This is a genomic window from Solidesulfovibrio aerotolerans (assembly GCF_009856865.1).
In the GTDB taxonomy this organism is placed as follows: Bacteria; Desulfobacterota; Desulfovibrionia; order Desulfovibrionales; family Desulfovibrionaceae; genus Solidesulfovibrio; species Solidesulfovibrio aerotolerans.
Genome location: NZ_WVUD01000003.1, coordinates 113624 through 137198, shown reverse-complemented (window position 1 = coordinate 137198; position 23575 = coordinate 113624). Strand labels below are relative to the sequence as shown.

The 23575-nt window shown below is 62.0% G+C and carries 19 protein-coding genes, 2 tRNA genes and 1 other RNA gene; 10 read left to right on the top strand and 12 right to left on the bottom strand.

What is annotated here, in order from left to right; all coding sequences use genetic code 11:
* The first annotated feature begins 43 nt into the window (after nt 1–43).
* Nucleotides 44–682, top strand: coding sequence for an L-threonylcarbamoyladenylate synthase (locus GTA51_RS03375; protein ID WP_160958674.1), 639 nt, complete (start codon nt 44–46; stop codon nt 680–682).
* A gap of 6 nt (nt 683–688) precedes the next feature.
* On the opposite strand, the gene GTA51_RS03370 is transcribed toward GTA51_RS03375, so the two are convergent.
* Nucleotides 689–1729, bottom strand: coding sequence for a DUF2157 domain-containing protein (locus GTA51_RS03370; RefSeq protein ID WP_160958672.1), 1041 nt, complete (start codon nt 1727–1729; stop codon nt 689–691).
* Nucleotides 1730–1947: 218 nt separating this feature from the next.
* On the bottom strand, nt 1948–2868 hold the full coding sequence (locus GTA51_RS03365; RefSeq protein WP_160958671.1) for a glycosyltransferase family 9 protein: 921 nt from the start codon (nt 2866–2868) through the stop codon (nt 1948–1950).
* 129 nt (nt 2869–2997) lie between these two features.
* On the opposite strand from GTA51_RS03365, the gene GTA51_RS03360 reads away from it, so the two are divergent.
* The 4 genes from GTA51_RS03360 to pdxA all read left to right on the top strand — a co-directional run bounded on the left by GTA51_RS03360 (nt 2998) and on the right by pdxA (nt 8324).
* Nucleotides 2998–3465 carry an NUDIX domain-containing protein gene (locus GTA51_RS03360; RefSeq protein WP_160958669.1) on the top strand — a complete coding sequence of 156 codons (468 nt, stop codon included), beginning with the start codon at nt 2998–3000 and terminating at the stop codon, nt 3463–3465.
* Nucleotides 3466–3631: 166 nt separating this feature from the next.
* Nucleotides 3632–5089, top strand: a complete 1458-nt coding sequence (glgA, locus tag GTA51_RS03355; protein ID WP_160958667.1) for a glycogen synthase GlgA — start codon at nt 3632–3634, stop codon at nt 5087–5089.
* Nucleotides 5090–5194: 105 nt separating this feature from the next.
* Nucleotides 5195–7120: a 1,4-alpha-glucan branching protein GlgB gene (gene glgB, locus GTA51_RS03350; protein ID WP_160958666.1), complete on the top strand. Its 1926-nt coding sequence runs from the start codon at nt 5195–5197 to the stop codon at nt 7118–7120.
* 178 nt (nt 7121–7298) lie between these two features.
* Nucleotides 7299–8324, top strand: a complete 1026-nt coding sequence (gene pdxA, locus GTA51_RS03345) for a 4-hydroxythreonine-4-phosphate dehydrogenase PdxA (RefSeq protein WP_160958664.1) — start codon at nt 7299–7301, stop codon at nt 8322–8324.
* 258 nt (nt 8325–8582) lie between these two features.
* Here pdxA and GTA51_RS03340 read toward each other — a convergent pair whose 3' ends face one another.
* On the bottom strand, nt 8583–9071 hold the full coding sequence (locus GTA51_RS03340) for a universal stress protein (RefSeq protein ID WP_160958662.1): 489 nt from the start codon (nt 9069–9071) through the stop codon (nt 8583–8585).
* Nucleotides 9072–9084: 13 nt separating this feature from the next.
* The gene (locus tag GTA51_RS03335) at nt 9085–10041 is read right to left on the bottom strand and encodes a serine/threonine protein kinase (RefSeq protein ID WP_160958661.1); all 957 of its coding nucleotides are present in this window, start codon (nt 10039–10041) and stop codon (nt 9085–9087) included.
* 279 nt (nt 10042–10320) lie between these two features.
* Here GTA51_RS03335 and GTA51_RS03330 point away from each other — a divergent pair, with 279 nt between their 5' ends.
* A complete protein-coding gene (locus GTA51_RS03330; RefSeq protein ID WP_160958659.1) occupies nt 10321–11061 on the top strand; it encodes an SDR family oxidoreductase in 741 nt (246 codons plus the stop codon).
* A 229-nt stretch (nt 11062–11290) separates the two neighbouring features.
* Here the strand turns inward: GTA51_RS03330 and GTA51_RS03325 are convergent.
* Nucleotides 11291–11366, bottom strand: a tRNA-Ala gene (locus GTA51_RS03325).
* 185 nt (nt 11367–11551) lie between these two features.
* Between GTA51_RS03325 and GTA51_RS03320 the strand changes: the two genes are divergently transcribed.
* Together GTA51_RS03320 and GTA51_RS03315 are read left to right on the top strand one after the other, a co-directional pair.
* Nucleotides 11552–12001, top strand: a complete 450-nt coding sequence (locus GTA51_RS03320; protein WP_160958657.1) for a 4Fe-4S binding protein — start codon at nt 11552–11554, stop codon at nt 11999–12001.
* The gene (locus GTA51_RS03315) at nt 11988–13745 is read left to right on the top strand and encodes an aldehyde ferredoxin oxidoreductase N-terminal domain-containing protein (protein WP_160958656.1); all 1758 of its coding nucleotides are present in this window, start codon (nt 11988–11990) and stop codon (nt 13743–13745) included. Before GTA51_RS03320 ends, GTA51_RS03315 begins: the two co-directional genes overlap by 14 nt.
* Before the next feature lie 174 nt (nt 13746–13919).
* On the opposite strand, the gene GTA51_RS03310 is transcribed toward GTA51_RS03315, so the two are convergent.
* The 7 genes from GTA51_RS03310 to xerD all read right to left on the bottom strand — a co-directional run bounded on the left by GTA51_RS03310 (nt 13920) and on the right by xerD (nt 21753).
* On the bottom strand, nt 13920–15089 hold the full coding sequence (locus GTA51_RS03310) for a metallophosphoesterase (RefSeq protein ID WP_160958654.1): 1170 nt from the start codon (nt 15087–15089) through the stop codon (nt 13920–13922).
* Between the two features lie 308 nt (nt 15090–15397).
* Nucleotides 15398–15493: signal recognition particle sRNA small type (ffs, locus tag GTA51_RS03305), an RNA gene on the bottom strand.
* 6 nt (nt 15494–15499) lie between these two features.
* Nucleotides 15500–15589 (bottom strand) — tRNA-Ser (locus tag GTA51_RS03300).
* A 55-nt stretch (nt 15590–15644) separates the two neighbouring features.
* A complete protein-coding gene (locus GTA51_RS03295; RefSeq protein ID WP_160958652.1) occupies nt 15645–16538 on the bottom strand; it encodes a phosphoribosylaminoimidazolesuccinocarboxamide synthase in 894 nt (297 codons plus the stop codon).
* A gap of 15 nt (nt 16539–16553) precedes the next feature.
* Complete coding sequence (gene hisD / locus GTA51_RS03290; RefSeq protein ID WP_160958651.1) at nt 16554–17861, bottom strand: histidinol dehydrogenase; 1308 nt, start codon at nt 17859–17861, stop codon at nt 16554–16556.
* 199 nt (nt 17862–18060) lie between these two features.
* Complete coding sequence (locus GTA51_RS03285) at nt 18061–20802, bottom strand: CBS domain-containing protein (RefSeq protein WP_160958649.1); 2742 nt, start codon at nt 20800–20802, stop codon at nt 18061–18063.
* 15 nt (nt 20803–20817) lie between these two features.
* Nucleotides 20818–21753 (bottom strand): site-specific tyrosine recombinase XerD, encoded by a 936-nt coding sequence (xerD, locus tag GTA51_RS03280; protein ID WP_160958648.1) that lies wholly within the window; start codon nt 21751–21753, stop codon nt 20818–20820.
* A 145-nt stretch (nt 21754–21898) separates the two neighbouring features.
* Here xerD and GTA51_RS03275 point away from each other — a divergent pair, with 145 nt between their 5' ends.
* Complete coding sequence (locus GTA51_RS03275) at nt 21899–23065, top strand: pyridoxal phosphate-dependent aminotransferase (RefSeq protein ID WP_160958646.1); 1167 nt, start codon at nt 21899–21901, stop codon at nt 23063–23065.
* The gene (gene folK, locus GTA51_RS03270) at nt 23065–23568 is read left to right on the top strand and encodes a 2-amino-4-hydroxy-6-hydroxymethyldihydropteridine diphosphokinase (protein WP_343039451.1); all 504 of its coding nucleotides are present in this window, start codon (nt 23065–23067) and stop codon (nt 23566–23568) included. The genes GTA51_RS03275 and folK overlap by 1 nt, the downstream gene beginning before the upstream one ends.
* Nucleotides 23569–23575: the final 7 nt, after the last annotated feature.

The window sequence follows — 23575 nt, the reverse complement described above, 5'->3', positions numbered from 1 at the left end:
ATCCCGATCCCAGGCCTAAACGGGCCAAAAGGCGGCAGTCCCCATGCAGTCGAGCACACTTGCCGCAGCAGCACAGATAGTATGCGGCGGCGGTTGTATCGTCTATCCGACGGAAACCTATTTCGCCTTGGGCGCGCTGGCAACCGATGCGGCGGCCCTGGCCCGCATTGCGGCCATCAAGGCCCGCCCGGCCGCCAAGCCCTTGCCGCTGCTGGTGGGTGACATGGCCCAGCTCGCCGCCGTATTGCCCGACGGTTTTCTGGCCGGGCCGTTGGGCGAGGATTTTACCACGCTGACCGACCGGTTCTGGCCCGGACCGCTGTCGCTGGTGGTGCCGTGCCGGGCCAGTCTGCCGGGGCTGGTCAAGGACGCGCTGGGCCGGGCCTCGGTGCGCTTTACGCCGCACGAGACTGCGGCTGCGCTGTGCCGCTTGGCCGGCGGGGCGCTGGTTGCCACCAGCGCCAATGTCAGCGGCGGCGCGCCGGCGGCCGTGCCGGGCGAGCTTGATCCGGCGGTGGTGGCTGCGGCCGACGGACTCGTAACGGCAGGAATGCCCCCGGCCGGCGGCCCGGCCTCGACAGTTGCGGGGTTGCTCGGCGGGCGGCGGCTGCGGATTTTTCGCCAGGGGGCGACGGCGGCGGCAATGCTTGAAGCGGCCGGGTATCAGCTCGTAAGCGGCTAAGAGATCCTACGCCTGCCTTTTCTCCCCAAGTCGCCACAACTTCTCCGCCACATGGCCCAGTCCCCAGAAACTGACCGAGAGCAATACGAAGAAAATAACCTTGTTGGTGGAATCCCAAAAGAATTCGAAAAATCGCGTGTAGCAGTTGAGAAAGAGAAAGGTGAGGCCGAATCCCTTGACCGTGGTGTTGTCGTGGCGCAGGCCGTAATAGATGGCCCAGCCGGCAGCAAGGGCGAATAGCAGCGACCAGTGAAACAGTTCGATCTGCTTGACCCGCGCCCAAGTCTCCTCATCGCCATGGTTGCCGAATATGGAGAGTATCCACAGGGCAATGAACAGATAAAGCAGGCCCATGACCAGGGTGGTGTGCTGGAACGGCCGCAGCTTTTCCTGGCTTTGCAGGGCGAGTCCCGCCGCCGTGAGCAGGCCGCCAAAAAGGGTAAAGCGCAGCGGGTAGTTCATGCCCAGGTAGTAGGCCCCCCAGCCCGAAGCATAGCCGGTCTCGGCCCCAAGCCAGCCCCCCAGCGAAAGCAGGGCAAAAAGCCAGATGAGCCCAGAGCGGAAAAAATAGCCCAGCACGCCATAGATCAAGCACGACAGCAGGATGAGCAGGGAAAAATGGCCGCTGTCCTTGCCCAGAGCCAGACCGAGTTGGTACACGGCCCCGGCCACGGCTAAAACGCCAAGAAAGAATATCGCTTCGTTGCTGAAGCTCTTGTCAGGATATTTGCCCCGCCGACGCAGGCCAAACGTAAAAATGGCCCCGGCCGTGGCCGCCATGCCGGCGCATTTGGCCAGCGGTGGCGCATTGAAAAGGACGTGCAGGAGCTCTCGCAGATAATCGTCGCTGATAACTGCAACAAGCGCGATGATGATGCAGATGATCGAGAGCAGAAAGGAATACTTGCCAAGGGCTTTCCAGTCGAACGGGATGACGGCAATGTCATCGGTAAGACGCTGTGCGGTTTCAGGGTCAAGGCGTTGCGTGTGTTGCCATTCGACAATGGCCCGGCGCAGAAATTTCGCTTCGCGTTTGCTGACCTGCATACGGTGTCCTCGCGATGGGTTCCGAGATGAAAGAGCCGGTTACGGCGAGGCTGTCTCTGACCAGCTTGCGGAAGTTGATACGGATTTCGGAATGTGGCCGCAAGCCTGTTCGCCTTCTCCCCCTGGCGTCGGTGTGGAAACCAGCGAGGTGGCGGCGTTTGTTTTTGATTTGACCGATGTTCGCCTTTTTCCGCTTTCGTGGGTATGGGATCATCTCGTCACCCTAACGCCAATACCTCCTGCGCCTGCTCCCAGACCGTGTCGACCGCAATGCCGGCCAGGCACGGCAGCGGGCGGGGGCAGGCAGCGGCAAATTCCCCGGACGTCACCCCGACGCACGGCGAGCAGGGCAGGTCGGCCGTGACGATGGCCAATCCCTGCGGTCCCCACTGGCGCGGTGCGGTGGGACCGAAAAGCGCCACGCCGGCAACGCCGTGCAGCCCGGCCAGATGCAACGGGCCGCAGTCCGGGCCGATGACGCAGCGCGCAGCTCTTAGGGCCGCCGAGAGCGCTTCCACACTGGCCGGGGCAAGTGTCTCGCCGGCCAAAGGGGCCACGCCGCGTTCCAGTTCCGCCGGCCCCAGCACAAAGACGGGCCGCAGGCCGTTGCGGGTTAGGAGGCTGGCCAGGGCTTCAAAGCGGGCCAGGGGCCAGCCCTTGTCGGCATGGCCGGCACCCGGGAAAAGCAGCACGGTGTCGCCGTGCGGCCCAGGACGGCCGAACAGCGCCTGAAATGTTTCGCGGTAATCAGCGGCAAAGGCAATGCCGCACCGGGCCAGGGCATCCTTATAGAGGTCGCGGGGCGAAGCCGCCGAGCCGGGCACGACCCCGTGCAGAAACAGAAACTGCGGTGCCTGCACTCCTGGCGGACGGGCGGCCAGTCCCGGGCGAACCACCAAAACGTTTTGCAGGACATCGGGCCAGCCGTTCCCCTGAAATCGGGCGTCCAGGCCCCGGCGGATCTCGGGCGGGCAGGGCGTGGCCAGGGGGGAAAGGTAGCCGGCCAGGGACGGGCGCACGGCGAAATGGGCCGGGATGCCGGGGAAGTGGCGCAGCACAGACAGGAAAACCGGCCAGGCCAAGAAAAAATCCCCAAGCGCACCGGCATGTTCCAAAACGATCTTGTCAGGGGTTTGCATTTCGCGTACTCTCGGTAATGGAAAAAGACGTTTCTTTATAAACGCTTGAGACTTCTTTCCCGGAAAGGACGGGCATTTTGCCGCCTCTCCCGGGGAAAGTGTCCCGCATCTTTCACGGAGACTGTGCCCATGTCCCTCGTCAAACCGTGTCCCCAGTGCGGCCATCCCATTGTCCATTACCGCAATCCCGTGCCTACGGTGGATGCGTTGATCCACATTCCCGGGCGCGGCGTGGTGCTGGTCGAACGCCAAAACGAACCCCATGGCTGGGCTTTGCCCGGCGGTTTCGTCGATTACGGCGAGCCGGCGGAGCTTGCGGCCATTCGCGAGGCCAAAGAGGAAACCGGGCTTACCGTGGAACTGACGGGGCTGCTCGGCGTCTATTCCGACCCGGCCCGCGATCCCCGCCACCACACCTTAAGCGTTGTCTACATTGCCCAGGCCGTGGACCCGGACGAATTGGCCGCCGGCGATGACGCCAAGGGCGTGGGCGTTTTTCCCCTCGGCCAGTGGCCCAGTCCGATATGCTTTGATCATGCCCGTATCCTCAATGATTACGAGAATTATTTAAAACAGATCAATCCGCATGCGCGGTGACGGCGGCGCAAGTTTGTTATAGGCTGTCGCCATGTCGGGCGGGATGTGCTCCCGGAGTCGCCGCATCGGCATTGTCAGCGGACAGCCTGCCATCAAAGACGGACGAGCGGACAGGGATGCCCCGCCTTGCCGTCAGGGAACGCAACCGGCCATGCCGAGGAGAGCGATGAAGTTTCATCACAAGGTCCTCTTTGTCGCTTCGGAAATGTATCCCTTCTCCAAGACCGGCGGTCTTGGAGACGTCATGGGGGCACTGCCCAAGGAACTCAAGCGCCAGGGCGTCAACGTCGCCCTGATCGCCCCGTATTACGGCCGCCTCAATCACGGCGACCATCAATTGCGGCTGATCTATTCCAAATGCCGCGTCGGGTATCCCTGGGCTCCCATCACCGCCGACATCTACACCGCGACCTGCGACGACGTGCCGGTCTATTTCGTCCAGCGCGGTGAATATTTCGACCGTCGTTTCTATTACAATACCCATGACGGCGATTATTTTGACAACTGTGAACGTTTTATCTTTTTCTGCCGGGCCACCATGGCCTGGGCCAGCCGCCTCGACGGCGCGCCGGCCATTGTCCACGCCCATGACTGGCAGGCCTCGCTGGTCCCGGCCTATCTGCACTTTTTGCGCCCGGCCGCTCCGTTTTGGCGCAACACCAAGACCGTCATGACCATCCACAACCTGGCCTTTCAGGGGCGGTTCGCCTCGCGGCTCTTTTTTGATTCGGGCTTGCCCAAGGAAGCCTGGGGCATTCATGGCGCGGAATTCTGGGGCGATTTCAATCTGCTCAAGGCCGGCATCGCCTATTCCGACATCATCACCACCGTCAGCCCCACCTACGCCCTGGAAATCCTCTATCCGCAATTCGGCTGCGGCCTGGAAGGCATTCTGTCCCAGCGGTCCTCGCAACTGCGCGGTATCTTAAACGGCGCAGACTATACCGTCTGGGACCCGATCAACGACCGACACCTGCCCAGCACCTACAGCCCCGATGACCTGTCCGGCAAGGACATCTGCAAACGCAACCTCGTGGCCGAACTGGGGCTGGACCGCCGGTTTTTAAAGCGTCCCATCCTGGGCTTTATCGGCCGCATCCGCGACCAGAAAGGCATTGATCTGCTCATCGACATCATGGGCCGCATCATGGAAAAGGACGCCGCCGTGGTGGTCCTTGGCGAAGGCAGCCTCGATTACGAAGCCGTTTTGCTCGAAATGATGGAGAATTATCCCGGCCAGTTGGCTGTTCGCATCGGCTACACCGAGGATTTGGCCCACCGCATCCAGGCTGGCTCCGACATCTTTCTCATGCCCTCGCGCTACGAGCCTTGCGGCCTGACCCAGATGTATGCCCTGCGCTTTGGCACCCCGCCCGTGGCTACGGCCGTGGGCGGGCTTCGCGACACCATCGTGCCCTGGCCCGATCCCCAGGCCACGGGATTCACCTTTTCCGACACCGACCCGGAACTGTTTTACCGGGCCGTGCTGGACGCCCTGGAAATGTGGAACCAGCCCGAGGCGTGGCGGGCCATGGTGGTGCGGGCCATGCGGGCGGATTATTCCTGGGAAAAGGCCGCCAAAAACTACATCAATCTGTATCGGGAACTTGGGGCGGATATTTAAAGCCCGCCGCTTGTTTCGCCGCCGAAGTGACGACGGATCGACCCTGATCCGTCGATGTCGCTTGGCATGACGGCAGTGCCGCCCGCGCGGCCAAAGGAGTCCTTGATGCGCCAAGCCGGTAAAAACAAGCTGCCCTGTCTGCCCGTTGCTCTCGGCGAACTCGATATCTTTCTTTTTGGCCAGGGAAAACACTGGGATCTGTACCGGGTGCTCGGGGCGCATCCCCACGACGGACCCGAAGGTTCGGGCTACCGGTTCGCCGTCTGGGCTCCCAACGCCCGCAGCGTATCGGTGGTAACCGACCAAAACGACTGGACTCCGGGCCGCCAAAGCCTCCATCCCGTGGCCGCCTCGGGCATCTGGGCCGGGTTTATCCCGGGTTTTGAAAAGGGCTGGCTGTACAAATTCGCCGTGGAACAAAAACACGGCGGGATCGTTGAAAAAGCCGATCCCTTTGCCCTGTGTACGGAAATGCGCCCCGGCATCGCCGCCCGGGCCTGGGACCTGGACAGCTACGCCTGGAACGACGCAGCCTGGATGGCCGAGCGGCGGGAGAAAGGCCTGCCACTCAATGAAGCCGTCTCCTTCTACGAAGTGCATCCCGGCTCCTGGCGCTGGAAAAGCGCAGAATACGGTTCGTTTTATTCCTACCGCGATCTGGCCGAAACGTTGGTCCCCTATGTGCGCGACCTGGGTTTCACCCACATCGAATTCATGCCCCTGGCCGAGCATCCCCTGGACGAGTCCTGGGGCTACCAGACCGGCCACTATTTCGCCCCCACCTCGCGCTTTGGCACGCCCGAAGAGCTGCGCTATCTGATCGATGTGTGCCACCAAAACGGCATCGGCGTCATCCTCGACTGGGTTCCGGCCCACTTCCCCAAGGATACCTGGGGGCTGGGCCGTTTCGACGGCACCGGACTGTTCGAGCACGAAGACCCGCGCCAGGGCGAACACCCCGATTGGGGCACCTATGTCTTTAACTACGACCGCCACGAGGTGAAAAACTTCCTGCTGGCCAACGCTCTGTACTGGTTTAAGGAATTTCACATAGACGGGCTTCGCATTGACGCTGTGGCCAGCATGATCTACCTGGATTATTCCCGGGAGGAGGGCCAGTGGATTCCCAACCAGTACGGCGGCAAGGAAAACATCGCCGCCATTGAGCTCATGCGTGAACTCAACACCGTCGTCCACGACCATTTCCCCGGCGCGTGCATGATCGCCGAAGAATCCACCTCCTGGGCCGGCGTCTCACGACCCGTCTACACCGGGGGGCTTGGGTTCACCTTCAAATGGAACATGGGCTGGATGAACGATACCCTGGACTATTTCAGCAAAGATCCCATCTACCGGGGCTTTCACCAAAACCAGCTCACCTTTTCCATGCTCTACGCTTTCCACGAAAATTTCATCCTGCCCCTGTCCCACGACGAGGTCACCCACGGCAAAGGGGCGCTGATCAGCAAGATGCCCGGGGATCAATGGCAGCAGATGGCCAACCTGCGCCTGTTTCTGGCCTACATGTGGGCGCACCCCGGCAAGAAGCTCCTCTTTATGGGCTGTGAATTCGGCCAGTGGAAGGAATGGAACTCCCGGGAACCGCTTGACTGGGTACTCATGGACTTCCCCAGCCACCGGGGGGTGTCCGAATTGGTTCGGGCGCTTAATCGCGTGCACAAGGACCATCCCTCCATGCACGCCAAAGACAACGATTGGACCGGCTTTGAATGGGTGGACCTGTCGGATTACGCCGCCTCGGTCATTACCTTTTTGCGCAAGTCCCCAACCGGCGCGCCGGTCCTGTGGGCCTTTAATTTCACCCCCATCGTTCGCGAAAGCTACGCCGTCGGCTGCCGCATTCCCGGCTACTGGCGCGAAATCGTCAACACCGATTCCGCCCTGTTCGGCGGAACCAACGCCGGCAACGGCGGCGGCGTCATGGCCCAGTCCGCTGCCTACGGTAACTGGCCGCACTACCTGTCCCTGACACTCCCCCCCCTGGCCGCCGTGGCCTTTACGCCAGAGTAAAAGAAAGAGCTGGGAGGAGGCGTTGCCTCCTCCCAGACCCTCCTCCACCGGGGGGGATAATCCCCCCCGGACCCCCTTGGCGGGGGCGGGTGTAGTCAATTATTTCTGAGTGTTGCGCCGGGGCGAGGCGGTGGCCCACCTGGAGAGACGAAATCCAACCGTAGACAGATGGAGTGTTATGACCGCATCCGCTACTGCTGCCGGCTCTGCCAGACCCGTCCCCGTCCTGCTCACCCTCGGCGACGCCAACGGCCTTGGCCCGGAACTGGCTTGCCGGCTCCTGGGCGATCCACAGTCCGCGCCCTGCGACCGCCCCATTGCCCTGGTCGGCCCGGAGTCGGCCCTGCTCTGGCACGGCGAGCATCTGGGGCTGGCCCCGTTCTGGACCCGGCTGGAGACCGGCGAGACCTTGGCCGATGCCGCGCCCGGCGTCTATTTGCTGGAGCCGCCGCGACTGGCCGGGCTGCCCGTCACCCCTGGCAGGCAAACTCCCGCCGGTGGACTGGCCGCCGGGGAGACGCTGGAATATGTCATGACCCTGCTGGCCGCCCATCCGAATTGGGGACTGGTCACCGGACCGCTGTCCAAGGCGGCGCTCAATGACGCCGGATTCCTCTTTCCAGGGCACACCGAATTTCTGGCCGAGCGCTCGGGAGTGGGGCGAAAAGGCGTGTGCATGCACCTGTGCGGCCCGGTGCTGCGGGTCAGCCTCGTCACCACCCATCCGCCCCTGGCCAAGGTGCCCTCGCTTGTCACCTACGACCGGGTGGCCCGCTGCCTGACGCTTACCTGGGACCATGTGCGCCGCCTGGGCGTGTCGGACAAACCCATTGCCGTGTGCGGGCTTAATCCCCATGCCGGGGAGGGGGGCCTGCTCGGGCGCGAAGACGAAGACGTGGTGCGCCCGGCCGTTGCGGCAGCTGTGGCTGCGGGCGTGTCGGCTGTTGGGCCGCTGCCGGCGGATACGCTTTTTTACCGGGCCGCCCAGGGCGAATTTTCCGCCATCCTGGCCATGTACCACGACCAGGGCCTGCCGCCGCTCAAGCTGTTGCATTTTAAGGACACCGTCAACGTGACCCTGGGGCTGCCCTTTGTGCGCACCTCAGTCGGCCACGGCACGGGCTTTGAACTGGTAGGCACGGGTAAGGCCGCCACCAGCAGCCTGGCCGCCGCCCTGGTGTTGGCCTGCCGCTTGACGGCTTGAGGCGTGAGGGAGGAAGAGCCTCCGGCGGCCGGGGGGGATAATCCCCCCCGGACCCCCTTGATTGGAGAAGTCTTTTAGGGGGTTTGGGGCGGCTGTCCGCGTTGCTTCCTGCCTCGAAGCATCATTGTTTGGGGTGCGCGTTATTCTTCAGGCAAGGCCTGAAGAATAACGCGCACCCCAGGCAGGGAGGGTCCGGGAGGGGGCTACCCCCTCCCGGCCGCCGGAGGCATTCTTCCGTCTTCCGTCCTGCTCCCCAATTTACGCCACCACCCATACGGCCAGCCCCTTGGCGGCGTGGATGATTTTGGTTGAGACGCTGCCGAAGAGAAATTCTTCCTGTTTGGACACGCCCCGCCGTCCCACCACCACCGTGTCGTAGCCGCCTTCCTCGGCCAGTCGCAAAATTTCCAGTGCGATGCTCGTGCCGATGCTGCATTCCTGGGCCTCGCGTAAGGGCGACCGGCAACTCTCCACAAAGCGCGTCGTCACAGCGGCCTCGGGCACGCCGGCGGCCACCAGCATGGCCCGGGCCTCGTTAAGGGAGGTCCGCATGGCCTCGATGCGTCGGGCGCATTCCGCTTTCCAGGCCGCGTCGTCGGCAAACAGGTCGCGGTCTGCCGGGCGTTCGATGGCGGCCACGTCCACCAGACGATTGCCGCCGGAACCGACCATGGCGGCGGTGTAGGACACGGCGCGGCGGGCGTTGTCCGAGCCGTCGTAGGCGATGAGAATTTTAGCGGTGTGCATGGCTGCTCCGGCTTCAAAGGGTTGGCTGGGACAGGGCGTCGCGGGCGCGTGACAGATCGTCGATCAATTCCGCTGTCGTGTCGTAATAGACTTCTGCGGCCAGGGAAAACCGCAAGAGAATGTTGTTGAGAGACTCCGGGATGTAGGGAAAGAGCTTTTTGAGATTGACGACGCGGTTGGGGAACATGATGGAACAGTCGTTGGCGTCGATGATGACCCGTTGGGACGGCGTTAACGCCTGGGTGGTGTGTTGGCCCATGCCGACCAGGAACTGGATGATGTTGCCCAGTCCAAAGAGGTCGAGGCCAAACGGGCTTTCCTGGAAATCAAAAGTGTAGTCAAAATCGATCCAGCAGTAGCGGCCAGTCTCGCGCAGCACGTAGAGGTGGTCGCGCCGGATGTCGCCGTGTTTTTCGCCCCGGTCGTGGAGCCACTGGATGGCCTGGCAGGCTTCGATAAAGCGTTCCAGCACCTCCGGGAAGTGGTCGTGAAAGTAGTCGCGGTGGGGCATCTCCAGGGCCTCGATCTTCTCATCAAGGCGCTTGCCGGGGACAATGTCCAGGATACGCACCGGGTTGTCCGCTGTGTCGTAGATGGTTTCGCCCTGCATGAACCGGTCGTCACCGTGGACCAGATCGAGGATGCGGGTTTCCTTGCGCGGGCTTCGGGTGCAGGTGACCGTCATGGTGCCGATGGTCATGGGGAATGATTCGTGAAAAACGAGCTTTAAAATGTTGCGGCCGCCGGTTTCCAGGCAGCGGCAGCGTTTGACCCAGAATTTGGGGTCTTCCATGCCGAAGCGGCGTTCGGCTTCGTCGCGCAGCACCAGAAAATGGCGATCCGCCAGCACAATGACGTCGCCGTGGCTGATGCGCATGAATTCGGTGGTGTCGGTATAAAGATCCCCGACGTGGCGGGCCGGAAAATCCGGGGCCATCTGGGCGAGCAGGGTACGGGCGGATGGGGCCAAGGAAACCTCCGTGGCAAAACGTGGTTCCTCTATCTTTTGCCTCAATTACCCGGTTTCGGCAATGCCCAGGGTGCACGGTGTATCTGGAAAAGCTCCTGCCGGCCGCAGGCGCGGTCATGCCTTCCCATTTGTCACCCCCGGACTTGTCGCCGCTTCCCGGCCGGTGTTAGGATGCAGGCAACAGGACAGATGGGGCCGGCTTGCGTTGTCGCATGGAGCGACTGCGTCCCGGGCCGGTCTGCTGTTGGCTGTCGGGCCGGATACAAGCAGGAGAGCAGTATGGATCACAAACGCGTTGCTATCGTGACAGGCGCATCCCGGGGAATCGGTGCGGCCATCGCCAAGCGGCTGGCGGCCGACGGGCTGGCCGTGGTCGTTAATTACGTGAACGGCGAGGCCAAAGCCCAGGCCGTGGTCCGAGACATTGTGGCCGCCGGCGGCCATGGAGTCGCCATCAGGGCGGATGTGGCCGATTCCGGTGACGCAGCCGAACTCTTTGCAGCGGCCGAGGCCGTGTTTGGCGGCGTGGACGTGCTGGTCAACAATGCCGGGGTGATGCAGCAGGGGTTGGTTCCCCTGGCCGACACCGACGATGCCCTGTTTGACCGGCTGGTGTCGATCAATCTGCGCGGCAGCTTTAACATGCTGCGGCTGGCGGCCACAAAGCTGCGCCAAGGCGGGCGCATCGTCAATTTTTCCTCCAGCGTGGTGGGGCTGGCCCCGCCGGGCTATGCCGTCTACGCGGCCACCAAGGCGGCCATCGAAACCATGACTGCCATTTTTGCCAAGGAACTGCGCGGGCGCGACATAACCGTTACGGCCATTGCCCCCGGGCCGGTTGGCACCGAGCTGTTTTTGATCGGCAAGACTCCGGAGATGGTGGAAAAGATCGCCCAGGCCGCGCCCATGGGCCGGCTGGGCACGCCGGAGGACATTGCCCGGGTGACGGCATTCCTGGTCGGCCCGCAAGGCGGCTGGATCAACGGCGCGGTCATCCGGGCCAACGGCGGCTTGGTCTAGAATCGCATTCGGTAATTTCTGGTATGGATTGCCAAGCAGCAACACTTCGCCTTGAGCCCGGCCGGTTGATCCTTGTGCGCACTGGAACGCACAGTGAGTTATTTAAATGGTAGTTGCAGCTGGTGAGTTGTCGCTTGCGGCCGGGCAAGGTACTCGTATGTATCCAAAATCTCGTATCCAAAAAAAATGGGGGCCTACCGGCGTGTGCCGGTAAGCCCCTGAAATCCGTTGGTGGAGGCGATGGGACTCGAACCCACGACCTCTGCGTTGCGAACGCAGCGCTCTCCCAGTTGAGCTACGCCCCCATCGGGAAGACGGTTAATAAGCGCAATCGTCGGCCCGGTCAAGAAGACCTTTGCCATTTTTTGGGGTGACCCTGATCGTCATATTCCCGTGTTGACCTCGCTCGCCGCTTTTGCCATTGTGTCAATCGAAACACCCCTGAAACCATTATGTCTTTTTTGGCGGCCTGGCCGCCCGGAGTTTGTTCATGAAGATCCATCGCGCCCTGCGCATGGAGCGCTGCATCGGTTGCCATTCGTGCTCCCTGGCCTGCGCCCGGCTGGTTTACAAGTCCATGTCCTGGAACACGGCCGGCATCCGTATCCGCTCCACTGGCGGCGTCTCCAGCGGCTTTCAGGCAATCCTGTGCCTGGCGTGCGATCCCGCCCCCTGCGCTGCGGCCTGCCCCACCGGGGCCATGGTCCAGCGCAAAGCCGGCGGTGGCGTGCTGCTCAAAAAAACGCTGTGTATCCAATGCGGGAAGTGCGCTGCCGCCTGTCCGGTGGAGGCCATCGCCCTGGACGCCGCCAATAATCCCAGCGTGTGCATCCACTGCGGCCAGTGTGTCGCCTATTGCCCCCACGATTGCCTGGAGCTGGTCGAGGCCGACAAGCCCGATGCTGCCCCCTGCCTGGAGAGTTGCCATGTCGAGCGATAACGATCTTTTTCGCGTTTTGGTCTATGATCTCAGCCGCAAACGCGGCGAGCTGGTCATGCTTCCCGGCCGGCGGCAATTTATCGGCGGCTCGGGCTTGGCGGCGCTGCTCTATGAAAAATACGGCCTGCCCGGGGCAGCCCCCTTTGATCCCGGCCAGCCGCTCATTTTCGCCATCGGACCGGCCACCGGCTATTTTCCGCTCATGAGCAAGACCGTGTGCGGTTTCAAATCCCCCTACAATGCCAACTACGCCGAGTCCCATGCCGGCGGCCGCTCGGCCCTGGCCTTGCGCTTTGCCGGCTACGATGCCCTGGTCGTCACCGGCAAAGCGGCGTCTTTGTCCACGTTGGTGGTGGGTTCGCGGCGCATCGAACTGATCGACGTCCACTATCTGGCCGGGGCCGATGTTTTTACCACCGGCAAGCTGCTGCGTAAAATCGCTGCCGGCGCGTCCGGGCATCGCAGCATCATGCGCATCGGCCCGGCCGGTGAAAACGGTTCAAGCTACGCCTGTATCAACGTCGATACCTACCGCCATTTCGGCCGACTCGGAGCCGGGGCCGTCATGGGGGCCAAAAACGTCAAAGCCATCGTTTTGATGGGCGACGGCGATTTGCCGCTGCCCGAAGACAAGGGCTATGCCAAACTGTTTAAGGACATCCACGAAAAGGTCACCTCCTCGGGGATGATGGAAAAATACCACAACCTGGGCACGCCGGCCAACGTGCTGCCCTTAAACGAACTCAAATCCCTGCCTTGGCGCAATCTGGCCGCCACCTCCGATCCTGACGCCGACAAGATCTCCGGCGAGGCCTTTGCCGACAAGCTTCTCATGCACAACGCGGCCTGCGCCGGTTGTCCGGTGGGCTGCATCCACGTCGGCATGGTGCGCGAGATGTTTTCCACCTCCCACCGGTTTGCCATCCATCAGGTGGCCTATGACCATGAGCCGAACTTTGCCGCCGGCCCCATGCTCGGCGTGGTCGATCCGGTCGAGGTGCTGGCCATAAATGACATGGCCGACCGCCAGGGGCTGGATATCATCTCCGCCGGCGTGGCTCTGGCCTGGGCCGTGGAAGCGACCCAAAAAGGGCTTATTTCGGAAAAGGAAACCGAGGTGAAGCTGACCTTTGGCGACGCTGCGGCCTTTAAGCGGGCCATGTGGCTCATCGGGCACAAGGCCAATGATTTCTATGCGCTGCTGGGGCAGGGGACCATGGCCGCGGCCGCGCACTACGGCGGCGGCGACTATGCCTGCGTGCTGGGCCAGGAAATGGCCGGCTACGCCACCGGCGAAACCTATTTCGCCTCCCAGACCGTGGCCTTTCGCCATTCCCACCTCGACACCGGGGCCTATTCCTACGACCAGAAGCACAAGGAACACGACGTCGATGCCGTGGTCAAATTCCTCGTGGACGACGAACGCGAGCGCGTGCTCCTGACGTGCCTTGTGGCCTGCCTGTTTGCCCGCGAGGTCTACAAGCCCCAGACCATGGTCGATATCCTGGCCTGCCTCGGCCATGGCGAGCTGGCTGCCGATCTCGACGCGGCGGCGGAAAATGCCCGGCGGGCCCGTTGGCGGCTCAAAATCGCCACCGGCTATGATCCCATGGCCACGCGCATCCCCAAGCGCTTTTCCGAGGTGACCACCTGGAAAGGGCCCATTGACGCCGTCTACATGGAGGCCCTGCGCCAGGGCTACGCCCGGGCCGTGGCCGCACTCGGCGTGCCTTTGGCGGGCTGATGCGAAGACGGAAGAGGCCTGCGGTGGCCAAAGGGCTCAGCCCTTTGGCCACCGCAGCAACGGTGTTACCTGACGCCTCGCTGCAGTGTACTCTAACAGGACATGCAAGTCGCCAATCTAAGCGGCTTGTGGCTTCAGGTTCCAGGCCAAAAGCTTAGACGTACTTCTTCATCGTCACTGTCCATTGGCGTTTAGCAGCAACAGGGGGTTATGGGCAGCCTGGGAAGGAGGATGGCTGGTATAGGTGTCGCAAAGGCTCCAAGGATCGGACCCGTTGCTGCTGCAATAGGAATGGACGGATATCTTTCCTACTGACCCTGAATTGTCTACATCCACGACAGCATAATTGAACTTTTTTTGTTCATTCCAGTTCGGTGGACCGTCCGGCATGGCCGGTTCGTCCGCTGTACCGGCAATGGGCGCGCCGCAGGTGCCGGCAACGATTTGCGGTATCGATTTTGTGAAATTGTTGGTTGGATTGCTGGCATTGAAGTTTGAATCGATCATGACCCGTGAATACAGGTGGGTGTGCCCGTTGAAGACGGCAGTTACGTTTTGGTCGTTTATAATCTGCCAGAACGAACACATGCTTGGGGCCCAACAGGCGTGGTAGGCTTGATCGGTTGGCTCAAAGGCTGGATTGTGCACAATTACGAATTTGGTCTTGGCGGTGCTGGCGGAAAGAGTCGTCTGAAGATAAGTGAGTTGCGCTTGGTTCAAAGAGCCGGATGCCGTGTAGGGGATCGAGGATTGACTTGGGTCTACGTAAAAACCGTCCAGAACGACAAACAACGAATTTCCGTTATCGGCCGTAAACGAATAGGCTAGGTACTTGTATTCATCGTTGTAATTCGTGATGCCCGGCATGAATTGGGCTGAAAGGTTGGCGGTTATGAAATCCTGATAGGCCACTTGGCAGGAACGCATGAGAACGGCTTCCTCAGCCGCGACCGAAGTGCCGCCGGCCTCGTGCAATTCATGGTTTCCGATGGCCAGATAGAGCGGCAGCGAAGCTGGCAGGCCCGTAGGTTGGGCCCGCATGAAGTTCAGCCAGGACGAATAGGTATATTGGCCGTTGATTTTGGCCCGATAGGACATGTCCCCATAAAAGATCAGGAATTCTGGGGATGGATTTAAAGCCGTCACCTGTTGGTTCACAGCGCCCAAAACTGTGTTGTTGACGGGCGCAGCCGTTGTGTAGCCGCGCGAATCGCCCATGGCGACAAAGCGTAGGGCCGAGGCCTGCCTTGGGACGAGGGCGGACAACAAGATGCCGAGCGTCATGAGCCAAACGAGAAGACGATGTTCGGATATAGGGGGCAAAAAGTGTGTTGCGTTGTGCACAATTCCCCTCCGGAGTCCGTTTGGGATTTTCCTACGAGGAGCTATTCATACGCCAAAGCCTAGCAATTCGCCACCGGAGCGAGGTTTCGTGACCGAATTTTTTCACAAAACAAATGCAATAATTTCAAACTTGGAGACAATGGAAAAGAACTTCGGTTTATTTGAAGAAGGCCCATGCAAACGTCTTGTCGTACGCTTTTTTCCCGTTTCGAGTTCGAACCCCACTTCCTGTCTGGCGGGCAATGCCGCTCCAAGTGCGTGGGCCCGGCAGGGCGCACAAAAAGAAAAAAGCGCGAGTTGCCTCGCGCTTTCAAGGGAAGCCGGACACCCGGCTCCAACCGTTACCGCTGCTTCCTTTCGGACCTGACGGGGTTGGCGGCGAAACCGCCATCCGACTTCCCCAAAATTCGTGGCGGAGAGGGAGGGATTTGAACCCTCGGTACCCGTTAAGGTACATACGATTTCCAATCGTACTCCTTCGGCCGCTCGGACACCTCTCCGCGAAGCACTGCTATCTAGCCAAGACCCTTGATCTTGGCAAGCAAAAAATGCGGGCTAGGCCAATTTTTTTCCGGTCAGCACCGCGTAGGCCGTCAGGTACTTTTCCTGGGTCTTGGCCACAACGTCCTCGGGTAGGTGCGGGGCCGGCGGCTGCTTGTTGAAACCGACAGCGGTCAGCCAGTCGCGCAGATACTGCTTGTCGTAGCTCGGCTGTGACTTGCCGGCCACATAGCCTTCGGCCGGCCAGAAGCGCGACGAGTCCGGGGTGAGCACTTCGTCAATGAGGATCAGTTCGCCGTCAAGGAGGCCGAATTCAAATTTGGTGTCGGCGATGATGATGCCGCGCTCCCGGGCATAATCCCGGGCCTTGGCGTACATGGCCAGACTCGTTGCTTCGACTTTGTCGAAAAGGGCAGTCCCGAGCAGTTCCCGGGCCGCGTCCCGGGTGATGTTCTCGTCATGGGCTCCCAGCTCGGCCTTGGTGGACGGCGTGAAGATGGGTTCGGGCAGGATTTGCGACTCCACCAGTCCGGCCGGCAGGGCGTGGCCGCAGACCGTGCCTGTGGCCTGATAGTCTTTCAGGCCCGACCCGGTGATAAAACCGCGTACGATGCACTCGATGGGCAGCGGCTTGGCCCGCTTGGCCACCACGGCCCGGCCGGCCAGATCAGCGGCGTAAGGGGCGAGCGGTGCCGGAAAATCGGCCGTGTCGGCGGCGAGCAGATGATTGGGGATCAGATCTTTGAATTGCTCCATCCAAAAAAGAGTGATCTGGTTGAGGATCACGCCCTTAAGCGGAATGGGATCGGGCATGATGACGTCGTAGGCCGAAATACGGTCTGTGGTGACGAGCAGCAGGCTTTCCGGGGACAAGGCGTAGATGTCGCGGACCTTGCCGCGCGAGAGCAGGGGATAGGCCTTGATGTCGGTTTCGATAACGGCGTGCATGGCAACAATCCTCGTTTAAGCTTTGAAGCGGCATTCCACGCTGCGGGCGTGGGCTTCGAGATTTTCAAGGCGTGCCAGCCGGGCGATCTTGGCTCCATGGGCGGCCACATAGCCCGGGGCAGCGGCAATGAGACTGGTTTTTTTGGTAAACGTCGAGACGGACAAGGCCGAGGAAAACCGGGCCGTGCCCATGGTCGGCAGCACATGGTTGGGACCGGCGAAATAATCCCCCACCGGTTCCGGGCAGTGGTGCCCCATAAAGACCGCCCCGGCATGGCGCACCTGGCCGACAACGGCCCAGGGATCGGCCACGCACAGCTCGAAGTGCTCGGGCGCTATGGCGTTTATGAGCTGCATGCCAACGCCCATATCCGGCACCAGGGCCAGGGCTCCGTAATGCCCCAGGGCTGAGGCGGCAATCTCGTTTCGCGGCAGATCGGCCAGTTGGCGGGTCAGCGCCGCGCACACGGCGTCAAGCAGGGCCGCGTCGTCGCTGACGCACACGGCCGCCGCCATGGGGTCGTGCTCGGCCTGGGACAGCATGTCAGCAGCCAGCCAGTCGGGATTGGCCGTGGCATCGGCCAGAATGGCGATTTCGCTGGGGCCGGCGATCATGTCGATGCCGATGCGGCCAATGAGCAGCCGTTTGGCCGTGGTGACATAGATGTTGCCCGGCCCGACCACCACGTCCACCGGTTTGATGGAGGCCGTGCCGTAGGCCAGGGCGGCGATGCCCCAGGCGCTGCCGATCCGGTAGACCTCGGTGACGCCGCACACGGCGGCAGCAGCCAGGATATAGGGATTGAGCGTGCCGTCGGCCCGGGGCGGGGAGACGACCACAATGCGCGGCACGCCGGCCACCCGGGCCGGAATGGCGTTCATGAGCAGGCTGGAAATCAGCGGCGTTTCGCCGCCGCGTCCACCCGGCACATAGCAGCCGGCCGCGTCCACCGGAGTGACGATCTGGCCGAGCATGGTGCCGTCATGGGAGGGAACCCACCAGGATTGCTCTTTTTGCCGTTCATGAAAGGAGCGGATGTTGGCCGCAGCCTCTTCAATGATGGCCAGATCGGCGGCAGGCACGGCGTCGCGCCCGGCCAGGATATCGGCGGGGGGCACGCGCAGGCAGGCGGCGTCGAAGGTCTTGCAGTCGAAATCGCGGGTCATTTCCACCAAGGCTTCGTCGCCGCGCGCGGCCACATCGGCCAGGATGTGCTCGACTTTCGGGATGACGTCGCCGGCGGCTTCCTCGCGGGTGGCCAGCAGGGAGGCAAGCGCCCCGAAATCGTCGGGGCCGGTGATGGTAAAACGGGGGCAGGGCATGGGAATATCCTTGGGACTTGGCATTGATTAGTGAAGTACCCCAATTTAGGCCCAAGCGCGGCAAATGTCGAGACGATGGATACTGGCGGCTACTCGTCTTGTATTATGCATATTTTCAAAAATACATAAAGTGTTGCTTGATGTTTTTGTTGGGCGTTCCGGTAGCAGTCGGCGTCCCGACCGCGACCGGCGTACCGGTTTAGGCTGGCGACGAGGGGTCGGTTTCCGGGAGTTGGCAGCGCTCGCCGCTCGGGGGGCGCGTCAGGAGCGCGGCCACCGGTTCGCCCTTGGCCAGCCGGCGGGCCAGTTCAAGTTGTTCGGACCGGCATACGGCCAGACCGTCGATGGCCGCCCCGACCACCCGGCGCAGGATGTCGGCGTAGCGGGGACCGGCTTCGACGCCGAGCTTTTTGAGATCATTGCCCGTCACCTCCACCCGCTTGTGGCGAAGCGTGGTCAGGTGCATGGACACGTACTTCTGGAGCGGCTCGCGGGGATTGCGGGCCATAAGATAAAGCGCCCCTTCCAAGGGCAGCGGCTCCAGCAGGAAATACAACTCCGACAGCGGCCCCTTGTGGTATTCCCAGTTGTAAATGCCTTGGGCCGTGTCGCGGATCTGCTGGCGCATGGCCGCCATGTCCCCGGCCACGCGCTTGGAGAAGTTGAGCCGTCGGGCGATAATGGAAAACTGCTCGGCATCAAGGCCGGTGCACAGGGCCAGGAAGTAAAGCAGCCAGACTTGCGGCTGCGGCTCGATGTAGAGCAGGCGGTACCAGTTGACGACGTTTTCCACTTCCAGGAGCACGGCTTCCTTGGAATGCGTCAGGGCCAGGAGCGGATGGATGGCGGCCAGGAGCTTATAGTCCTGCATGCGGCGCAGGCAGGACAACGGGGTCTTTTCCTCGAAAATAAGCTGCAACTCGTGAAAGACCCGGGCACCGGAGAGCTTGTGAAAAAAGCTGTGGCGCACGGCGTTTTTGATCAACCGGTCGGTTTGCCCGCCGATGCGAAAGCCGAAGCGTTCGCTAAAGCGGATGGCGCGCACGATGCGGGTGGGGTCTTCCACAAAGCTTAAGGAGTGCAGGACCCGCAGCACCCGGTCCTTGATGTCGCGCTGGGCACCAAAAAAATCCACCAGATCGCCAAACCGCTCGGGCGAGAGATGGACCGCCAGGGCGTTGACGGTAAAATCCCGGCGGTAGAGGTCCATTTTAATGGACGAAAGCTCCACCGTGGGCAGCGCCGCCGGGTATTCGTAGTATTCCAGCCGGGCCGTGGCCACGTCCACCCGCTGGCCATCCGGCAGGATGACGACAGCGGTTTTGAACTTGGGATGAGATTTGAAGCGCCCGCCGAAGACCCGCACCATTTCGGCGGCAAAGGCGATGCCGTCGCCCTCGACCACCAGATCCACGTCGAAGTTGGGGTGTTTGAGCAGCAGATCCCGGACAAACCCGCCCACGACATAGACGGCCTGGCCCAGCTCCTGGCCGAGCTTGCCGGCTTGTTGCAGCATGGCCAGCAGCTTTTTTGGCAACCGCTCGCGCAACACACCGCCGATATTGCGTTCCTTTTTGCGCTCGGGCAAAAGCGCCTCGGGAATGCGCGCCGGCTCCTTGACAAGCGTGTTGACCAGATCGGTGCGGGTGACCACGCCGGTAAGCTGGCCGTCCTCCACCACCGGGGCCAGCCGTTGCCGGCGGCCGAGAATGATCTCCATGACAGCGTAGAGGTCGGTGTCCGGGGTGATCACAGCCGGGTCGCGGATCATGTAGTCGCCGACCGGCACGTCGCCCAGACCGTGGTTAATGGCCTTATCCATAATGTCGTGTTCGATGACCCCCACACAGCGCTTACTGCCCTTGGCCACCACGGGCAGGGCCTTTAAGCCGTAGCGGGTCATGATCTCCTCGGCCCGGCGCATGGTGGCGGTATCCTCAATGGACACGGCCGGCTTGCTCATGAGTTGCCGGGCGTGGACCTGCGGATTGATCTGGGAATAGAGCAGGCCGAAGAGTTCCTCGCGCACTTGCGTGAGCGTCATGTCCTTGATCGAGGCCGAGGCGGCGTAGGGATGGCCGCCGCCGCCTAGGGCGGCGCAGATTTTGCCCACGTCCACGTCAGGGGTGCGCGAGCGGGCCACCAGATGCACCCGGTCGTTCATAAGCCCGACGGCAAAGAGCACGCGCAGGTTTTCCATGTCCAAAAACTTGTGCACGAGCAGGGCGAAATCGCCGATGTATTGGTCGGAAGCGGCCTCGGCAATGACCACTTCGATGCCGTTTATGTCATGGGTTTGGGCCGTCTCGATAAGCTGGCTCATGATGGTGATCTGTTCCGAGGACAGCTCGCGGGTCATGAGATCCGCAATGACTCCGACGTCCATGCCGCGTCCCCGCAGCCAGGCCGCCGCCGCCAGATCGTGCTCGGTGGTGGAGGCGAAAGTAAACGATCCCGTGTCTTCGTAGATGCCAAGCCCGAGGATCGTGGCCTCATCCGGGGTGAGCGTCATGTCCCGGGCCATGATCTCGTCCATGATAATCGCCGTGGTCGAGCCCCAATTTTTGACCACCGATTTTTCGGCGGCCACATCCTCGTCGGTGTCGGGATGGTGGTCGTAGCAGTGGATGACCAGGCCTGGGGTGTTAAAAACGGCTTCAATATGGGGCGCGCGGGAGCGCTGGCGGGTATCGACCAGGACCAGGGTCGTGACACTCCCGGGGTCGATTTCCTTAAAGCTCTTGAAATTAAACATATAGGTGGCACTTTGGATGAAAAAGTGCCGGATGTTTTTTTCCTGGCTGCCCGGAAAGATAAGTGTTGCGCCGGGATAGAGCTTGCCGGCGGCGATGATGGCGGCCAGACAGTCGAAATCGGCATTGGCGTGGCCGGTGATGATGGTTGCGGCGCGGATCAGATCAGGCTTGGGTGGCATGCTCATAGCTCAAGTATCACTTTACTCTTTGCCCTGGTCGCGGGACCGGGGGTGGTGGGCGCGGTGGACGGCCAGCAAGCGGCCGGCCTGGACATGGGTATAGATTTCCGTGGCGCTGATGTCGGCGTGGCCGAGCAGCATCTGCACGGTGCGCAGATCGGCCCCGCCGTCGAGCAGATGGGTGGCAAAGGAATGGCGCAGGCTGTGCGGCGAGATGCGGGTGGAAACGTCGGCGGCCAGGGCGTAGCGTTTGATGCCCTTCCACACGGCCTGACGCGTCAGTCCCCGGCCGGAACGGTTTAAAAAGACATGCTGGTCTTTGGGAGAAAACGCGCCGCGCACCGAGGAAAGATAGGTGGCGAGAAATTCCATGGCCAAGGCGTGGATGGGTGTGACACGTTCCTTGGAGCCCTTGCCAAAGACCCGCAGCAGGCCGGCCTGGGCGTCGAAATCGGCCAGATTAAGGCCCACCAGTTCCGAGACGCGAAGGCCGGCGGCGTAGAGCAGTTCCAGCATGGTCCGGTCGCGGTAGCCCAGCGGCGTGGTCGTGTCCGGGGCGTCAAGCAGGCGAACGACCTCCTCGCGTGAGAGCACGTCGGGGAGCAGGCGCGGCAGTTTGGGATTCTCGATCAGGGCGGCCGGCGACTGGGGCAACCAGGCCTCGTCAGCGGCAAAGGCAAAAAAACCGCGCAGGGCCGAAAGATGCCGGGCCAGGGAACGGCTGGCCAGCCCACGCGCGCGCAAGTGCATGAGATAGAGGAGCACTGTCTCGTCGCTGACAGCTTCAAGCGTGCCGGCGTGCTCGTTTAAAAAAATTAAAAAAGCTGTGATATCGGTTGAATACGCGGCGATGGAATGCTCAGAAAGCCCCTTGGCCACTATCAGATGCTCCAGATAGCGGTCGATCCAGGGGTGGGCTGGACGGGGCGGGGCAGGGGACATGTCGTGGGTCATCATGGGCAGATACAGCATCCTGCCATGATTTGTCCCGGTCGTAAACGGCTGTGACCGCCTTCTGGCGGCTTGACACGGGCTTTAGCCGTTCCTTATTGTATCCGGCCTGCCGCCGCAAGGCGGGGACACACGCCCAAAGGAGCCGTTCATGATCGAATTTCCCATGGCCGACCGCGTGGCCGCGCTGCCGCCGTATTTGTTTGCCGAGATCGACCGCGTCAAGGCCGAAGTCAGGGCCAGGGGCGTGGACATCATATCCCTGGGCATCGGCGATCCCGATCTGCCCACCCCGGACTTTATCGTCGAGGCCCTGTGCGCCGGAGCGAAAAAGCCCGAAAACCACCAGTATCCCGACTATGTGGGCTTGCTCGCCTTCCGGGCGGCCGTGGCCGACTGGTACAAGACCCGTTTTGGCGTGACCCTTGACCCGGCCAAGGAAGTGGTGAGCCTTATTGGTTCCAAGGAAGGCATTGCCCATTTCCCGCTGGCCTTTGTCAACCCCGGTGATCTGGTCATCGTCTGCTCGCCCAACTACCCGGTGTATCCGGTGGCCACGGGCTTTTGCGGTGGCGAGGTCAAGATCCTGCCGCTCACCGACGCCAACGACTATCTGCCCGATCTCGACAGCGTCACTGACGCCGAATGGGCCCGGGCCAAGATGATTTTCGTCAATTATCCCAACAATCCCACCTCGGCCGTAGCCCCGCGCGCCTTTTATGAAAAGCTCGTGGCCAAGGCCAGGGAAACCAAGACCATCGTGGTTTCCGACGCCGCCTACACCGAGATGTATTACGATCCCGCCGAGCGCCCCATGTCGATCCTGGAGATCGAAGGGGCTCGCGAGGTGGCCATTGAATTTCATTCCCTGTCCAAGACCTACAACATGACCGGCTGGCGCATCGGCATGGCCGTTGGCAACGAGCAGTTGGTCAAGGGCCTGGGCAAGATCAAGGAAAACGTCGATTCCGGCATCTTCCAGGCCGTACAGGAAGCCGGCATCGTTGCCCTGGCCAAGGGCGAGCCTTATGCTGAACAGTTCCGGGGCATCTATAAAGAGCGCCGGGACGTGGCCGTGGCCGCCCTGGCCAAGATGGGCATTGCCTGCCGCACGCCCAAGGCCTCGTTTTACCTGTGGTGCAAGACCCCGGCCGGCCAGACGTCTTCGGCCTTTGTCACCAAGGTGCTCCAGGAAACCGGCGTGGTCCTGACCCCGGGCAACGGCTTTGGCGCGCCCGGCGAAGGCTATTTCCGCATTGCCATGACCGTCCCGGTGGCCCGTCTGGAAGAGGCCCTGTCACGCATCGCCAAACTGTAATCGCCTATATCGGCCTGGGGTCCAACCTGGGAGACCGATCAGCTTGTCTGCAAGCGGCCCGGGAGCGCCTTGCCGCGCTCCCGGACGCTTTGTTGGCGGCAGCCAGTCCGATCTATGAGACCGAGCCGTGGGGCGATCCCGACCAGCCGGCCTACCACAATCAGGTTGTGGCCCTGACCCTTGGCCCGACCTGGACGCCGCATCGCCTGCTGGCCGCCCTTTGGGCCATTGAAGCCGACCAGGGCCGGATACGCCACCCCAAGCGTCCGTACGGCCCCCGGACCCTGGATCTGGATATCCTGCTTTTTGGCGCGCTCCGTCTTGATACGCCAGAGCTGACCATTCCGCATCCACGGCTGCGCCAGCGCGCCTTTGTGCTCCTGCCTCTGGCCGACCTCGCTGGAGACGTGCCCATCCCGGACGGGCAGGGGGGAAGCGTTGCCCAGGCGTTGGCGAAAATGCCTTCCAAAGAAGTCGGGAAAATTGTAAGAGCAACCGAGTGACCGGCCT

Coding starts and splice junctions, on each gene's coding strand:
- GTA51_RS03375 (WP_160958674.1), top strand. CDS start 44: ATGCAGTCGAGCACACTTGCCGCAGCAGCACAGATAGTATGCGGCGGC.
- GTA51_RS03370 (WP_160958672.1), bottom strand. CDS start 1,729: ATGCAGGTCAGCAAACGCGAAGCGAAATTTCTGCGCCGGGCCATTGTC.
- GTA51_RS03365 (WP_160958671.1), bottom strand. CDS start 2,868: ATGCAAACCCCTGACAAGATCGTTTTGGAACATGCCGGTGCGCTTGGG.
- GTA51_RS03360 (WP_160958669.1), top strand. CDS start 2,998: ATGTCCCTCGTCAAACCGTGTCCCCAGTGCGGCCATCCCATTGTCCAT.
- glgA (WP_160958667.1), top strand. CDS start 3,632: ATGAAGTTTCATCACAAGGTCCTCTTTGTCGCTTCGGAAATGTATCCC.
- glgB (WP_160958666.1), top strand. CDS start 5,195: ATGCGCCAAGCCGGTAAAAACAAGCTGCCCTGTCTGCCCGTTGCTCTC.
- pdxA (WP_160958664.1), top strand. CDS start 7,299: ATGACCGCATCCGCTACTGCTGCCGGCTCTGCCAGACCCGTCCCCGTC.
- GTA51_RS03340 (WP_160958662.1), bottom strand. CDS start 9,071: ATGCACACCGCTAAAATTCTCATCGCCTACGACGGCTCGGACAACGCC.
- GTA51_RS03330 (WP_160958659.1), top strand. CDS start 10,321: ATGGATCACAAACGCGTTGCTATCGTGACAGGCGCATCCCGGGGAATC.
- GTA51_RS03320 (WP_160958657.1), top strand. CDS start 11,552: ATGAAGATCCATCGCGCCCTGCGCATGGAGCGCTGCATCGGTTGCCAT.
- GTA51_RS03315 (WP_160958656.1), top strand. CDS start 11,988: ATGTCGAGCGATAACGATCTTTTTCGCGTTTTGGTCTATGATCTCAGC.
- GTA51_RS03295 (WP_160958652.1), bottom strand. CDS start 16,538: ATGCACGCCGTTATCGAAACCGACATCAAGGCCTATCCCCTGCTCTCG.
- hisD (WP_160958651.1), bottom strand. CDS start 17,861: ATGCCCTGCCCCCGTTTTACCATCACCGGCCCCGACGATTTCGGGGCG.
- GTA51_RS03285 (WP_160958649.1), bottom strand. CDS start 20,802: ATGAGCATGCCACCCAAGCCTGATCTGATCCGCGCCGCAACCATCATC.
- xerD (WP_160958648.1), bottom strand. CDS start 21,753: ATGATGACCCACGACATGTCCCCTGCCCCGCCCCGTCCAGCCCACCCC.
- GTA51_RS03275 (WP_160958646.1), top strand. CDS start 21,899: ATGATCGAATTTCCCATGGCCGACCGCGTGGCCGCGCTGCCGCCGTAT.